This window comes from Chryseobacterium lathyri (assembly GCF_003290185.1).
GTDB lineage: Bacteria > Bacteroidota > Bacteroidia > Flavobacteriales > Weeksellaceae > Chryseobacterium > Chryseobacterium lathyri.
Window position 1 is genome coordinate 211,457 of record NZ_QNFY01000003.1, and the last position, 14,883, is coordinate 226,339.

Genomic DNA, 14,883 nt, shown 5'->3' on the forward strand with positions numbered 1-14,883 from the left:
CCCCAATGAAATTTTTTAATTCCAGCACAAATTTTGAGTCAGTTCTTAAAAAATATTTCTCTTTTAAGAACGAGACTATTTCTTTAGAACCATTTGCCGAGTTTTTAGAGAGCATTAAAAGGGCAGATTTTACAGATGTCCTTAATTTTCTAAAAAATAATCCGGATTTTGCTGAGAATTTTAAACATTACATCCATAATATTTTCAAAGGAAGACCTTTTAACCTTTCCCTTACTGAAGCCAATATTCTGTCAGAAAATGCTTTCTTTCCGGAACTTAAAAAAAGAATCCTTAATAAAATACTTCCGCCCGTAGAAAATGAAAAAACGGTGTGGTACATGATTGATAACGTGAGTTTCAGGCCCAAAAGCGATCTGAAATATCTTCACAACCTTCCGGAGAATGAAATTGATGAGTTTTTAAATCTTCTTGGAGCTACAGATTTTATCATTAAACCGAATGTCAAGAAAGAACTGATCTTCTCTATGAGCATTCTTTCCTGGCGTGTTACAGGGATGGCTATGGAAGTTGAGGTCGTAAGAATGGCGCCCCAGTACAGAAACCTGGATAATCCTTTTCTGGCACTTCAGAATGAGCTGGAGGCACTCACCGAAGACCTTAAAAATGATCCGGGGCTGCAGCTTCATTCCAAAGACAGCCGCTACAAGCAGATCAAGATCTATACAGAGCACTGTCATGAATTTGTTAATATTGCTTTTAAAAATTCTGCTAAATACGGGATTTCCGGAAAGATCAATCAGTCGCTGCTGAAGATCCGTCAGCAGACCGAAAGGATCTATGAGATCGTACAGCTTTTAGTGATTGATAATGAACAGGATATTACTATAAAATCTAAACAGCTGATCTTTAATATACTTAACTACAAATCCCATAAAAATAATATTGCAGACCTGATTAACGACAGCACACGTCTGCTCTCGCATCTTATTACCAATCATACGGCAGAAACCGGTACCCATTACATTACATCTACCCGGAAGGAGTATATGACCATGTTTTATAAAGCCAGTGGAGGTGGAATTATTGTTGGTGCGCTTTGTGTTTTGAAAATGCTTTACGGTTATATTCCCGGAAGCGATTTTTCACATGCATTTTTATACTCGATGAACTATGCTATGGGGTTCATCATGATCTATCTGATGGGTTTTACGCTGGCAACAAAACAGCCCGCAATGACTGCTGCTACGATGACCAAAGTCTTGTCAGAAGAGGGCAACAGCAAACGTAATAATACTGAATTTGCCCATCTTGTATCAAAGCTTTTCAGGAGCCAATTCATTGCCTTTGTGGGCAACGTGCTTCTCTCATTTCCGATTGCGCTGGCGATCATTTACGGGTTGGACGTTTTTTTCTCTCAGAATTTAGCTGTAGAACGATCAGATAAATTATTAAAAGACCTTGATCCGTTTAAGTCAAAAGCTATATTACATGCCAGTATTGCTGGATTTTACCTGTTTATTTCAGGGATCATTTCAGGGAATATAGGAAATAATTCCGTATTTTACCAGATTCCGGAAAGAATTGCAAAAAATCTTTCTATCAGAAGCTTTTTAGGAAAGAAATTTGCGAAAAGCTTATCTAAATATTATGCTAAAAACTGGCCGGGAATCGTTTCCAACTTCTGGTTTGGGGTATTTTTAGGGGCAACAGCTCCGGTGGGGTTGTTTTTCGGATTGGACCTTGATATCAGGCATATTACTTTTGCTGCCGGAAATTTTGCTTTAGGACTTTACGGAAAAGACTTTTCAGTGGATTCCTATACCTTCTGGATATCGTTCTTCACCGTTTTCCTGATTGGATTCTTCAATTTTCTGGTAAGCTTTAGTCTGTCTATGTTTTTAGCGTTCAGATCAAGAAAAATGAACTTTGGACAGGTGAGTGAAATTTACAGGGAGATTTTCAGGTATTTTGTAAAGCATCCGTTTAAGTTTTTCTTACCTTTAAGTTCAGGATTGGATAAAAAAGCAGATGATTTGATGAGCAATACCATTGCTAATAAACCGGAAGAACACTAATTTTTTTGACTAAAGCATCTTGGACACTTTGTTGGAAGTTGTGTCCAGCATGCACAGCAAATGCTCTAAAATTAACGGGTTGTTCTAATTATATTTTTGGTAAATAACCTATAAAATGCGAATATCATTGAATTTATCCTCTCCAAACTTATCCTGAAACTTTTTAAGATAAAAACTTTTCCGCATCTGAAAGTCATGTTTAAGCAAAGGAGAATCAATCCTGATCATAATACATTTATCTTCAATATTAACGCTCTTGATCTCCTTAAAAAGGCTTTCATCCAGATAATCTTCCAAAAAATCCTTAATTTCAAAAGCGATCAGTTTATGTTCAAAACCATGAATCCTTGCAAAAGATTTTACAAGTTCTGAGGATTGAAATTCGCGTTTTTTATTCTTCTTCATAGGGTGATTTTCTGGGTTTGGGGCTTGGCATCTGATATTCGAGAAATAATCTTAAAACTTTATCAAACCTCAAAAATTATACTTTCCTCATTAATTTTCTTCACCACACTTTCGGTACGTTCCCTGTGTGTATCTGTAATAAAAATCTGCCCGAAACTTTCCTGATTAACCAGCTCGATCAACTGGGAAACACGTGTGTCATCAAGCTTATCGAAAATATCATCAAGAAGAAGGATCGGAGTTTTTTTCGTTAGCTCCTTCACAAGACTCATTTGTGCCAGCTTTAAAGAGATCAGGAAAGATTTTTGCTGTCCCTGTGAACCTATTTTTTTGATCAGCACATGATCCATTTCAAACAGAAGATCATCTTTGTGAATTCCCTTTGAAGTATAAGTTAGCATCCGGTCTCTTTCAAGGCTTTCCATTAAAAGTGTCTGAAAAGCTTTCTCAGGCTGAGCAGAGTCAAAGCCTTCACTTAAATCAGACTGATAGTAAACAGAAACCATTTCTTTTCCTCCGGAAATAATTTTATAAAAATTCTGAACAATAGGCCCCAGTTTCTCGACAAAATTTCTTCTTTTCTCAAAAATATTGGTCCCGAATTTTGAGATCGGGGCATCATAAATTTCCAGAGAATCCTTGTCCCAGGTTCTGTTTTTTGCGAAATATTTTAACAGTGCATTTCTCTGCTGTACCGTTTTCTGATATTGAATCAGGTCAAAAAGATATTCCGAATCGGTTTGGGATATCATAGAATCCAGAAATCTTCTCCGGCTTTCCCCCGAATCTGAAATCAGGTTGGAATCATATGGTGAGATCATTACACTTGGCAGATAGCCGATATGATCTGCAAGCCTGTCATAGCTTTTATCATTCTTTTTAATGATCTTTTTAGCCTCTTTGGGCTGAGAAATCTTGATAATATCTTCACTGTCCTCATTCTGGACTTCAGCATCAATGGTGAAAAAATCTTCTTCCCTTTTGATGTTGTTAAAATCAGTATTCCCTAAAAAACTCTTGCCTACCGATAAATAATGCAGCGCATCCAGGATATTGGTCTTTCCGGCGCCGTTGTTTCCCACAAAACAGTTGATTTGCGGAGAAAATTCAAACTTCTTCTCCGAATGGTTTTTGAAATTGTAAAGGGAAAGCTTTTTGATAATCATTCGTCAAAAATACTCCATTATTAGTAAAAATAAAAAAGGAAGTGCAGAACAGGTTTCTATCCCGAAAGAAAAATACGCGTCATCTCTTTTATTTTCAGAGAAATAGATCAAAATAAAGGTCATAATTCCCGATAGAAAAAATGCAGTCCCGTAAACTGGTCTAAGGTAAAATGTGGCAATAAGCATGCTGATAAAGACAAGCACGTAGGCAATGTATTTTGTATTCTGAACGCCTATCAGCTTTGGAAAAGTCTGTACCGTATCACTTTCCATGTCCCGGATATCGAAAGGCAGGACGAGTGCTGTTATAAAAAAGAAGCTGATCAGAAAAATAGGAAAACTGAATTCCGGCAGTGTAAGCCAGCAGTTGACCAATGCCCAGACCAGACCAACGTAAAATACTTTCAGTAATGGAATCTTCCGGATATAGACCTCCAGGAAAAAACTGTTGTAAAGTAATCCCAGAACCACAATAATAAACCATTTCAGAAGTCTTATTTCATTATGGTTATGAATGATGAGAAAAGCACAGACAATGCCTGCTGCTGCATTTAGAATCAGTATTTTAAAAAAGTGTCTGGTATACTGGTATTTCGTGTAAAGATAACCGCTGAAATAAGTGATGAAAATTAACAAGATAGTGGGGAAACGGAATGTGTTTTGCTCTTTCATGAAAAATACTGCAAATAAAGTTCCCATAATGGAGACATAAATTTGGCTGTCAATGACAGTTTTTTTCAGTATTTTTAAGAAGTTCATTTATCAAAAATAACATTTATGAAAAGATTTTCCAAGATTTTTATGCTTTTGCTTCTAATGCTGAGCTTTTCGGCGGTCTCCGCACAGAAATATTATGACGACCAATGGAAGAAAGTCGGTGAAAATAGTACCAAAGGTGCTTATAAATCTAATCTACCCATTATTTTAGACATCCAAAACCACGCAATGAAAGAAAATAATGCGATCCAGCTTATCCGTTCCCTGAAGGCAGAATTCAGTATTGTGAATCTCACCACAGATGACGATAAAAATGATGCAGCCTCTCAGTTTTTCACCAAACTTAAAGATGCCCAAACTAAGCTTAAAGGCGAAGAAAGACTCGTGTACGACGTTCTTCTGAACGGATTCTTTATGGATTATTACAACCAGAATTCTTGGGAAATACAGGGGCGAACGAATGTCAATTCTCAGGATCTGTCTCAAATAGAAACCTGGAGCAAACTGGATTTCAAAAATTATCTGACAAAAAGCTATCAGACTCTTGATCAGCAGAAACCGGATATGAAGAAAATTGCTCTGGTGAAGTACAAAAATATTTTTACAGAGGTCAAGGATATCACTTATTTCCCGACTTTACTTGAATGGTATTCTATGAAAAAGATCGGTTTCCTGTCTGAAAATGGACTTTTTACTAAAAATGAACTTACTGAGAACAGAACACAGATCAATGCTACTTTTGATGAACTGATTGCGCAGAACAGCGGAAATCCCAAGCTGTTTTTTATGAGGGAAAAACTTACTGAAAACTGTAACTACAGTCAGTGTAAAGATAAGCTTGAACAGCTTCAGAGCCTTTTAAAGTCTGATACAGAAGGAGATTATAAAGTGCTCATTATGGAAGATGTTATGAATGAACTTATTGCTAAAAAGAAAGATAAAGAAGCTTTGGCCATTGCAGCCCAGGCCAAGAATCAGTATCCGAAATCTTCATTCATCGAGAACATAAAAAATAAAGAAAACCAGATTACCAATCCGTTTCTTACCATTAAATATGAGCAGCAGACTCAAAATAATGTACCGATCCATTTTGTAGCGGACCATAAAAACGTGGCAGAATTTTCACTGAATATCTATGAAGTAAAAGAAGATTTTACAACATTAATGCAGTATGTACAGAATTCTTACAATAATACCTTTGGAAAGGTTAAAAAAAGTCTGGTAAGGAAAGAAACCTTTCAACTTGGCGATTCCAAAGACTATCAGGTTCATAAAACTTCATTGGAGATCAAACCTTTGCCTTCTGGAATTTACGTTGTGGAATATGCTGTTGCAGGATCTGAGGTGAAAGACAGTGATTCAAGACAGAATTTCTACTTCTTGGTTTCCGGAAACAGAATAATTTACCAGACAAAAACAGACAGAAACCAGCTTTCTAATACACTGAAGCTGGTCAATAGTGAAAACGGTAAACCTGCAGCGAATGAAAATCTTACTTTCTATGAATTTGTTGCTAATAAAACTTTAAATAAAGTTGACGGAAAAACTGATGCTAACGGCGTTTTCAAATTCCCTTCCACGGACAGCAAAGAATATTACAGAACTTTCCTGATCCGCCAGCCAAAGACCAACGATTTCCAGATTATGCAGGTGTATGGAAATAACGGAAATGCAGAAGATTATAACCCAAACAAGCAGACCCGCACCCTGGCACAGATCTTTACAGACAGAGCGATCTACAGACCGGGACAAACTGTTTATTTCAAAGTAATCAATACTAAGATAGATAAAGAAACAGAAGCTGTAATTTCAGGTTTAAAACAGAAAATCACACTTCTGGATGCCAACAGTCAGGAAGTTTCTTCTCAGAATTTTTCAACCAATGAATTCGGTTCTTACCATGGAAGCTTTATCCTTCCTAAAGGTCAGCTGAATGGAGTTTTTTACCTGAGAACAGACGAAGGATCCCAAGGGTATAAAGACATCAGAGTTGAAGAATACAAGAGACCGAAATTTGAAGTGACTTTTGATCCTGTAAAAGAAGAATACAAATACGGACAAACCATAGAGTTGAAAGGAAAAGCAACTATGTTCTCAGGAGTAGCTCTTAGTAATACAACCGTTAACTACGAGATCAGGAAGCACAATATCAGGTGGAGGTATTTCTGGTGGTACCCTCAGGGTGACGATAATGAAAATTCCATTCTTGGAGAAGCTAAAACCAATGAGAAAGGAGAATTTGTGATCCGTCTTGATCTTAAAAAAGATGAAAAACTGGAAGGAATCCAGATTGATAACTATGAAATCAATGCTTCGGTAACGGATATTAATGGGGAAACCCAGTCTGCAAATACACAGTTGAAAGTAGCTTCAGTTTCTCACTATATTAAAGCTGAGGGAATCAAGAATACATTCAGTGATGAAAATGTAAAATTGAAAGTAGAAACCCTGAATTACAATGAGCAGGATCTTAAAAAATCATACAACGTAAAACTGTCAAAACTGGCGGTACCGAACAGGATTTTCAGGGATAACTTTGCTGCAGAAGTTCAGAATCTTCCAAAATACTCCAAAGAAGAATTCATCAGCAAATTTCCGCACGACCTGTTTGATAAAAATGACGAAACGAAAAATTGGAAAACAGAGAAAGTACTTTCTGAAAAACAACAGCAGCCTTCTACAGAATTAGACCTTGGAAAACTGGAAGCAGGAGATTACCAGCTAGAACTGTATAATATCGAAGGAAAAGACACGATAAAATCTTCTCAGAATTTTAGTATCTGGGATAAAGGAACTTTAAAACCTTCACAAAAAACCTTCCTGACGGTTATTGAACCTAAAAATGAATTTTCAAGAGGAGAGAGGGCTAAAGTATATGTGTATTCTGCAATTCCCGATGCACTGGTGAATGTATTTATTCAGGACGGATCAGGGAAAACGGTTTCACAGGTTCATCAGCTGAAAAACGGAGTTTTAGAGTACACAACAGATATTCCGAAAGACAAGGGCGTGACAGCACTGAATATCCAGTTCCAGATTGCGGCATTCAATGATGTGCAGACCCAAACTGTTACTTTAAAAATAAAAAATACTGAGCAGCCTTTAAAAATTGAAACCGTTACTTTCAGAGATAAGCTGGAGCCGAACTCAAAGGAAAAATGGACGGTGAAAGTTTCAGGAAACGATAAAGAAAAAGTCAATGCTGAAGTATTGGCCAATATGTACGATATGTCACTGGATCAGTTTGCTGTGAATAGTTTTAGCTGGCAGAATTTATATACGCCATATTCTATTATTACATCTTACGATATCAGACAGTATCTGCTTCAGCAATACTATCAGAAAAGGCTGAAATATTACAATGGAAAATATGTGGAGATACCGAACTTTAACTGGTTCGATGGTGATATATATCAAATGTATACTCAAATAGAAACAACAACGGGTGTAACTAATCAGGAAGGGGTGAAAGCTCCGGCATATGCACCACCTCCATCACCTATCGCAAGAGATGGCAGTGCCCGTGAAGTTGTATTAGCGAAAGCAAGTGCGATGAAAGTGAGTGCTGCAGGAGTGCAGGATACTGAGGCTGATCAAACCTTAGATAAAGAAGGTTCAAAAGAAAACCTGGAAAAAGTTCCAGTACGTCAAAACCTGAACGAAACCGCATTCTTCTATCCCGATCTGAAAACAGATGCAGAAGGAAATGTAAGCTTTGAATTCACCTCTCCGGAAGCATTAACGAAATGGAAACTAATGTTCTTAACTCACACCAAAGATGCCAGAGCAACAGTATTGGAAAAGCAGGTAGTGACACAGAAAGAATTCTCCGTAACACCAAATTATCCGAGATTCCTAAGAGAAGGCGATGAGCTGAATCTTCAGTCAAAACTTTCTAACCTTACCGATAAAAAATTAAGCGGTTCAGCAGAGCTTCAGATCCTGGATGCTTTTACGAATGAGAATATTTCGTCTAAATTTGGAATCAGTGCAGGAACGCAGAATTTTAATTTAAATGAAAAAGGAAACAGTGCATTAACATGGAAGCTTAAAGTTCCGAATAATGTGTCTTCTATCATTTTAAAAGTGGTGGCCAAAGCAGGAGCTTATTCAGATGGAGAGCAGCAGGCGGTTGCTGTACTTCCGAACAGAATGCTGGTAACAGATGCGGTACCTGTGTTTGTGAAAGAAGGCGAAACCAAGACATTTGTTCTGGATAACCTTACCAATACAAACTCTGCGACCATCACAAATGTTTCCAATACCCTGGAGCTGACCACCAATCCGATCTGGGAAATCATGTTTGCATTACCAAGTCTGAAAAATGATCAGAACAGCTCAGCTGATGTGATCTTCAACAAATGGTTCGCAGATGTACTGGCTTCTGAGATATTCAAAGCCAATCCGAAAATGAAAACTGTTTTCGAAGAATATCAGAATAAAGGACTCCTGAATTCAAATCTTGAAAAAAATCAGGAACTGAAACAGCTTTTACTGGAAGAGACTCCTTGGGTGCTGGAAAGTAAAAACGAAGGCGAGCAGATGCAGAAACTGGCTCTGTTATTTGATGCCAATACAATGAGAAATTCAATCAGTCAGGACTGGGATGATCTTAGAAAGCTTCAGAATCCTGATGGAGGCTTTTCATGGTATCCCGGATATCCAAGTTCTTACGGAACATCGCTGTACATCCTTAAAAACCTGGGTAAGATCAACAAATGGTTAAAAGATAATGCTAAAGATTATCAGGGAACAGAACAGAAAGAGTTTGTAACCAAACTGGTTAAGTATGTAGACAACGAGATCGACAAATACTGGGATGTGAAAAAGGATAATATCTGGAACAACTGGGCTATTGATTATCTTGATACCCGAAACTATTGGGAAAAAGAATATCCTCTTAAAGGAAAAGGAGCCTCTTTGAAAACACTGGTAAAACAGAAAGCAAAAACGGCTAAAATCACGGATTTCACTTTCTTCGGACTTCACCGTACTGCTTTACTGATGAATAATTACGGCTTAAAAGACGTTTCAGATAAATTAATGAACTACCTGAAAGAAACCTCTACCGATACCAAAACTCAGGGCGTTTACTGGAAACAGAACCTTAACGATTGGGGTTGGTTCGGATCTAAAGTGGTAAATCATGCAGGAGCTTTAGAAGCATTCAATACATTAAAATCCAATGATCAGAAGTTCATTGAAGACATGAAGATCTGGCTGATCACACAGAAAGAAGTGAATTCATGGGGAAGCTCAAGAGGAACTTCAGAAGTGATCTTTACGATCTTAAACTCAGGAAAATCATGGACAAGCGCTGAAAGTGATAAAGCAACGATCGTTTGGGGTGGAAAAGAATTGGTTCCACAAACCCAGGCTACAGGTTATGTGAAATCAACAGTGAAAACCGATGCAGTAAATAAGAATTTAGGAACTGTTACCGTTACCAAACCGGGTCCGGGAATTGTTCAGGGTGGATTATTCTGGCAGTATTATGAAGATTTAGACAAGATTAAATCTTCTGAAAACTATATCTCTATCACCAAGGAACTTTACAAAAAAGTGAAAACAGTGAATGGAGAAGAACTTCAGAAAATTTCAGCAGACACTCCTTTAAAAGTAGGCGATAAAGTAACCGTAAGAATGATCCTGAATACAGACAGAGCTATGGAATTTATTCATATTAAAGATATGCGTGCAGCAGGATTTGAACCAACTGATGCGATGTCAGGATACCAGTGGAAAAACAGCTTAGGTTATTATCAGTCTACCAAAGATGCTTCCACGAATTTCTATATCCAGTACATGCCGAAAGGAAAATATGTTTTTGAATATGACCTTATATCCAATGCAGCCGGTAAGTTCTCCAACGGGATTACTACGATGCAGAATTACTATGCTCCGCAGATGAATGCCCATACAAAAGGAACCCAGGTTCAGATTTTGGAATGATTTTTGGCTATAGGGAAGTAGTAAAAATTTTTAAAATAAAATAAGATGAGATTTTCAAAAACTTTAATGACGGGACTGATTATGTTTGCAGGTGTAAATGCTTTCGCACAAAAGAAGGCAGAAAAGTTTGAGAAGCTGGAAATTGAGATGTTCCCAAAAGCTAAAGAAGGATTTAAGCAGGTATATATTCAGCTGCCTGTTGCAAAAAACGAAAACGATTTAAAAGTTGAGTTTTTTGTAGGCGCTGAAAAGATGCTGGACTGTAATAAATATTTTCTGATGGGAGAAGTGAAAACACAGGATCTTCAGGGTTGGGGCTACAACTATTATGAAGTAGAGTCCAACGGTGAAGCAGGAGGTACATTAATGGCTTGCCCGGATCAGAAGAAAACTAAGAAGTTTGTAACGCTTAAGCCTGAAATCGTAAGATACAACAGCAAGCTGCCTTTGGTATTCTACGTGCCGAAAGACCTTGAAGTTCGTTACAGAATTTTACGTCCTGATGCTAAAATGAAATCAGCGGTTCAGAGATAATCTGAATGATTTTTAAATAACAACTCCTCACATTTGTGGGGAGTTTTTGTTTGTGACAACAGGTATGATGCTGTAAACGAGAGCTTTTTATCGCAGATATGTTGAAAGCTTTGAACCATTAAGATGAGTGAAGGTTTAAAAAAAGAATTTTAATAAAATTAGAAAGGCAAATCCCCATGAATAAAAGAAAATTCAACTTTTTTCAATTAAAACATCCCTCAAATTAAACTTAAACGGCTCCGTTATAATCATCAAAAATAGAGGATTAAAACTAAACGCTTTTTAAACATACTTTAAATTCACTATACTGACGAATTATCTTCGTGTATTTAACAAATTTTTGCATTATATTTGTTGTAAACATAAACCATGAAAAACAATTTATTGATTTTTACGTTTAGTTTTTTGGCTTTTCCTGCTTTTTGCTGGGCACAGTCTGCGCCGGACTTTAAAGAACTTTTAGACAGCGCTATGGTCCGGGATTCCGATCTCAAAATGCAGATAACGCAGAACAAACTCACAGACCTTGACGGACACAAACTGAAAGACATCTTTCTTCCCACTCTGGAAGTAAGCGGGCAGGTAGGATATCTGAATGCGACCACAAGATTAACGTCGCCAGAAATTAACCTTGCACCTTTTATCAATATTCCCGAAGGAAGCTTCAATAATAATCTCAATGTCTCAGGCTTTTCAGGAATTGCTAAAGCAGATGCCAAAATGCTTCTCTATTCAGGCGGAAAAGTAAAATACCTGAAAAAAGCCAATGAAGAAAAGAAAATTTCTGAAGATATTCTCCTTGAAAAAACCAAAGATGATGTGGTGGCTAATATTTCCAAGGCATACGATCAGCTGGCATTGATTCATCAGTCTAAAAAAGTATTGGATGAAAGTAAAAAAAGACTGGAAATTAACCGGAAAACAGCAGATAAAGCTCTCGGTTATGGCCTGATTACGCCATACGACCATAAAAAAATAGAACTGGCACAGGCCACTTTGAATGCTAAAATGGTGGAATACGAAGGCAAAAAAGAGCTTCTTCTTACCCAGCTTTATATTCTGACAGGTATCAGTAAAGAACGTCTCAGAATGATTGACCCTGTGCTTTCTCCCGTAGAACTTTTATCTTCAGAAAAAGGGATAGAAGAAAGAGCTGAGGTTCGTGCCCTGGAACATGGAATAACAGCAGCAGATTACAAAATAAAAGCTGAAAGAACCTGGATGATCCCGAAAGTACAGCTGATGGCCTCTGCATACTATATCGGGCTTTACGGGAGCCGTATCAAAACTTCCGAAAATGTAATTCCTGCAGTTCCTGCCTTGGGTTATGAAGGCGCAAAACTGGACTGGAGACCTACCAATATCAATATCCTTCCATTATTGACGGCTGGAGTGGGCTTTAAATGGGAGATCTTTGACGGAAAAGAAGGAAAACACGCAGAAGAAACCGCAAAAGTCGGAAAAGAAGTCCTGCAGAATAAAAAAGAGGATGCCTTAAAAAAATTAACCCTGAATCTGGCTAACAATCAGACCAACTATGATATTGCCACTGCTCAGATTGCTTTAAAAGCCAAAGAAAAAGAATTGGCCAAAAATGCTCTGGTTCAGGCTGAAAAAGAATTCAGATACGGAATGAGCAAATCTTCACAGCTTATTGATGCTGAAAATGATCTGGAGGTTGCAGAGCTTGAATACCAAAATGCCCTTTTCAACCAGAGAAGAGCCGGAATAGAGCTGATGAGATCGACTCAGGAGCTTGATATCACTAAATTGTATTAATCCTTACCATTAAAATGATGCATAAAAATATACTCATACTCTTTGCTGTTCTTTTTCTAGTAGGGAGCTGCAGCGAAAAAAAAGAAAATCTGAATGATTCCGAAGGAAAGACCAAAAAAGATGTGATCTCTTTTGCACCTAAAGTCACCGGAAGAATCCTCAAAATATATGTAACGGAAGGCCAGACTGTGAAAAAAGGAGATACCCTTGCGTTACTTGATGTCCCGGAGGTTTCCGCAAAAATTGCACAGGCTCAGGGAGCAGTAAGTGCTGCAACAGCTCAGGAACAGATGGCAAAAAACGGAGCTACGGCAGATCAGCTGAGGCAGCTTCAGGCTAAATATAAAGGCTTGAAGGAGCAGTATGAATTTGCCCAAAAATCTTTTAAAAGAGCTAATAATATGTACCGTGACAGTCTCATGTCTCCTCAGGCATATGATGAGGTATATGCCAAGCTTCAGGGTGCTAAAGCGCAGTATGATGCCGTTGTCGCTGAACTGGATGATGTAAAAAGAGGAACCCGCTTCGAAAAAGTGGAAATGGCGGCAGGACAGGCCTCACAGGCCAAAGGTGCCCTTCAGGAAGCTAATGTTGCCTATTCCGAAAGATATATTATTGCCACCAATGATATGGAAATAGAAACCATCAGCCTGAATACAGGTGAGTTGGCCACAGCTGGTTTTGCATTGTTTAACGGATATATTCCCGAAAGCACCTATTTCAGATTTACAGTTCCTGAAAGTGCTATTGCCAGATACAAGAAAGGGCAGGAGGTCAGTATGCAGGTCGTTTATAATAAGGAAATCCTCACGGGAACAGTTGTATACATCAAACAGCTTACAAGATATGCGGATATTACCACTGCTTATCCTGATTACCAGCTGCAGGATGCTGTTTACGAGATCAAAGTAAAGCCTGCAGACATGAATAAGGCTAAAAGTATATTGGTGAATGCTAACGTTATCCTGAAATAATCATGAAAGAATTTTTTCGGCTTTTAAAACGGGAATTCAAGCTTTTTATCGGCAATTCTACCCTGAGGACCGTATTTTTTCTGGCTCCGGTATTTTATGCTACATTGCTGGGTTTTGTCTATAAAAGCGGAAAAGTAGAAAATACTCCTGTACTTGTTATTGATAGGGATAATACGCCTTTGTCCAGCCAGCTGACCGATATGCTGGATGATAATAAAAGCATCAGCATCATTAAATATGCTCAGGAACCTTTAAGCATAAAAGATGAGGTAATCCGGCATGAAGCAGCGGCTGTTGTGATCATTCCGTCAAGGTTTGAAGCTGATATGCTCCAGAAAAAATATCCCGAACTGAATGTGTACGTTAATACAGGAAATGTTCTTACTGCCAATTTTGCGTCCAAAGCACTTCAGCTTACCATAGGAACTTTCTCTGCCGGAGCATCAATCAAAGCTTTGCAGAAAGCCGGAATGCCCGCTACAAAGGCTGCAACGCAATATGAGCCATTCAAAGCCAACTATATCACACTTTTCAACACCACAGGAAATTATCTGATCTTTATGTGGCCCGCAATGCTGGCTGTAGTTCTTCAGCAGGTTATTCTCCTGGCAATGGCGGTAAGTTTTGCTGCTGAGTTTGAAAGAGGCTCCTTTGCAAAGGAATACATTAAAATGAAAAAATGGGCTTTCCCGACCATGCTGATCAAAGTCATCCCGATCTGGGTTTTCTCCATTCTTATTGTCGGGGTCTATTACTTTATGCATATGATTTTCCGGGTTCCGATGCCCGAAGGAATACTTAATTTTATTCTTCTGACTGCAGTATTTGTTGGTTCCGCTTCGTTTCTAGGCGTTTTCATCAGTATATTGATCCCGGATGCTTTGAAGGCAACACAGATTTTAATGGTTATTGCCTCACCGGCATTCATCATCAGCGGATTTACATGGCCGTTAAGCGCAATGCCTGTTTTTGTCCAATACATTGCTAACATTATTCCCCTGACTCCCTTTCTGCAGGCCTTTAAAATTTTACTGATCCAGAAAGGCTCTGTAGAGCTTACATTTCCCTATTTAAAGCATTTAAGTATTCTACTTCTGGTTTATGCTGTTCTTGGCTGGATTGCCTTAAAGATTAAGCTTTGGATTATTTTTAAAAATACGGCAAAGAAGGAAGCTGAGAGTGTTTGAGAGGGATAAGAATTTTTGAGAATAAGGTCAAAATATTTATTAAACCACAGCTTTTTTCAACAATTGACATCGTAACCAGCAGCTTACAACGGGCAACCTTATGCTAAAACCTACATTCCGAATTTTAAAAAAC

9 protein-coding genes are annotated in these 14,883 nt (G+C 38.1%); 6 read left to right on the forward strand and 3 right to left on the reverse strand.

The features are described from left to right. Positions 1-5 precede the first annotated feature (5 nt). Entirely contained in the window at positions 6-2,036 is a 2,031-nt protein-coding gene (locus DRF61_RS05140) for a recombinase (protein ID WP_111954731.1), read from the forward strand. 108 nt (positions 2,037-2,144) lie between these two features. Here the strand turns inward: DRF61_RS05140 and DRF61_RS05145 are convergent, their stop codons facing one another. The 3 genes from DRF61_RS05145 to DRF61_RS05155 form a co-directional block, all read right to left on the reverse strand. Further along, positions 2,145-2,441: a DciA family protein gene (locus DRF61_RS05145; RefSeq protein WP_111954733.1), complete on the reverse strand. Its 297-nt coding sequence runs from the start codon at positions 2,439-2,441 to the stop codon at positions 2,145-2,147. Between the two features lie 62 nt (positions 2,442-2,503). Next, positions 2,504-3,607 (reverse strand): DNA replication/repair protein RecF, encoded by a 1,104-nt coding sequence (recF, locus tag DRF61_RS05150; RefSeq protein WP_111954735.1) that lies wholly within the window; start codon positions 3,605-3,607, stop codon positions 2,504-2,506. 3 nt (positions 3,608-3,610) lie between these two features. Then, positions 3,611-4,366 carry a UbiA prenyltransferase family protein gene (locus DRF61_RS05155; protein WP_111954737.1) on the reverse strand — a complete coding sequence of 252 codons (756 nt, stop codon included), beginning with the start codon at positions 4,364-4,366 and terminating at the stop codon, positions 3,611-3,613. Positions 4,367-4,384: 18 nt separating this feature from the next. Here DRF61_RS05155 and DRF61_RS05160 point away from each other — a divergent pair, with 18 nt between their 5' ends. From DRF61_RS05160 to DRF61_RS05180, 5 genes are all read left to right on the forward strand, one after another. Next, positions 4,385-10,276, forward strand: a complete 5,892-nt coding sequence (locus DRF61_RS05160; RefSeq protein WP_111954739.1) for an alpha-2-macroglobulin family protein — start codon at positions 4,385-4,387, stop codon at positions 10,274-10,276. A gap of 45 nt (positions 10,277-10,321) precedes the next feature. Continuing rightward, the gene (eco, locus tag DRF61_RS05165; RefSeq protein ID WP_111954741.1) at positions 10,322-10,810 is read left to right on the forward strand and encodes a serine protease inhibitor ecotin; all 489 of its coding nucleotides are present in this window, start codon (positions 10,322-10,324) and stop codon (positions 10,808-10,810) included. Positions 10,811-11,179: 369 nt separating this feature from the next. Then, on the forward strand, positions 11,180-12,589 hold the full coding sequence (locus DRF61_RS05170; protein WP_111954743.1) for a TolC family protein: 1,410 nt from the start codon (positions 11,180-11,182) through the stop codon (positions 12,587-12,589). 17 nt (positions 12,590-12,606) lie between these two features. After that, positions 12,607-13,563, forward strand: coding sequence for an HlyD family secretion protein (locus tag DRF61_RS05175; protein ID WP_111955071.1), 957 nt, complete (start codon positions 12,607-12,609; stop codon positions 13,561-13,563). A gap of 2 nt (positions 13,564-13,565) precedes the next feature. After that, on the forward strand, positions 13,566-14,750 hold the full coding sequence (locus DRF61_RS05180) for an ABC transporter permease (RefSeq protein ID WP_111954745.1): 1,185 nt from the start codon (positions 13,566-13,568) through the stop codon (positions 14,748-14,750). The last annotated feature ends 133 nt before the right edge of the window (positions 14,751-14,883 follow it).